Genomic DNA, 521 nt, shown 5'->3' with positions numbered 1-521 from the left:
GGTTTAGTGATTTGATGGCGAACTTCGCCCGTAATCAACACGCTACGGTGCTGATTCGTGGCCTGCGTGCGGTGGCAGATTTTGAATATGAAATGCAGCTGGCGCATATGAATCGCCACTTAATGCCGGAACTGGAAAGTGTGTTTCTGATGCCGTCGAAAGAGTGGTCGTTTATCTCTTCATCGTTGGTGAAAGAGGTGGCGCGCCATCAGGGCGATGTCACCCATTTCCTGCCGGAGAATGTCCATCAGGCGCTGATGGCGAAGTTAGCGTAGCGTTTATGCCGGATGGTATGCCATCCGGCGCGCATGAATTACTTCTGGCACTGCCGACAATAAAACGTTGCCCGCTGCGCATGTTTAGTCGCCACAATCGGCGTACCGCACACCCGACACGGCTCACCTTTTCGCCCGTAAACCTGCAATTCCTGAGCGAAATAGCCCGGTTTACCATCACTTTGCAGAAAATCTTTCAGCGTTGTACCACCCTGCTCAATCGAACGCAGCAACACCGCTTTAATC

General features: G+C 52.4%; 2 protein-coding genes. One reads left to right on the top strand and one right to left on the bottom strand.

The window, feature by feature from the left end; translation table 11 throughout:
* On the top strand, positions 1-275 hold a 275-nt coding region (coaD, locus tag V5P19_RS22980), incomplete at its 5' end, for a pantetheine-phosphate adenylyltransferase (RefSeq protein WP_334407833.1).
* A 38-nt stretch (positions 276-313) separates the two neighbouring features.
* On the opposite strand, the gene V5P19_RS22975 is transcribed toward coaD, so the two are convergent.
* A partial coding sequence (locus V5P19_RS22975) for a zinc finger domain-containing protein (RefSeq protein WP_334407831.1) occupies positions 314-521 on the bottom strand: 208 nt, incomplete at its 5' end.

This window comes from Enterobacter sp. UNJFSC 003 (genome assembly GCF_036903355.1).
Lineage (GTDB): Bacteria > Pseudomonadota > Gammaproteobacteria > Enterobacterales > Enterobacteriaceae > Enterobacter.
This window is presented reverse-complemented; position numbering and strand designations above follow the sequence as displayed.